Origin of the sequence: Mycobacterium sp. E1747, assembly GCF_001667775.1 — a bacterium.
Lineage (GTDB): Bacteria > Actinomycetota > Actinomycetes > Mycobacteriales > Mycobacteriaceae > Mycobacterium.
Map to the genome: position 1 here is coordinate 1 of NZ_LZJI01000132.1, position 642 is coordinate 642.

Here is a 642-nt window from a genome sequence, read left to right on the forward strand (position 1 = left end):
TTCACCGCGGCAGATGTAGTCGTACAGGGCGGTGTGCGCCGCATCCCCGCCAGGATGGGACAGGCGGAGCAGGTCGCGGTGGGTCCAGCCTTCCCGCTGCCGATACTTCAGCACTTGGTAGGCGAGCTTGTCGACAGGCTTTTCGGAGTACCACTTGCCGACCGCCCTGCGTAGTCCTCGTCCCCATCCGCGGAATTGCTCCACGTAGCGGGCGAACAGGAACAAGTGAGTTCCGGTGCGGCACACCTGCGTCACTGCTTCCAACGCGAAGCGCCGGCCGTCATCGTCGGCGAGGGCTGCGCACATTGCCAGGGCGAAGATCGCCGGGTTTTGCTTCGGCGCCCTACCGCCTTCGGAGATGTCGACGATGGTGGCCACTAGATAGTTGGGGCGGTTCTCCACGAAGTAGCGGACCACTTGGGCGTTGTCTGCTGTCAGGTCCTTCGCTGAGGTGTAGTAGGTGCCGCCCTCGGTTCCCAAGGTGAGGAACCGGTGCAGTCTGGTCTCAACATCGGCGAGGAAGGTGTATCCGCCTGCGGCGTTGCGCTTCTGGCGTGGGTCGGACTGCTCGCTCTGCGGGGTACGGCGGGTTGAGACGGTGCTGAGAACGTCCACGATGCTCCTCCGGGTAGAGGAGCGGGC

The 642-nt window shown here is 64.3% G+C and carries 1 protein-coding gene; it reads right to left on the reverse strand.

All coding sequences use genetic code 11. From position 1 onward, the window contains the following. A partial coding sequence (locus A5695_RS13365; protein WP_156749620.1) for a TROVE domain-containing protein occupies window positions 1-615 on the reverse strand: 615 nt, incomplete at its 3' end. Window positions 616-642: the final 27 nt, after the last annotated feature.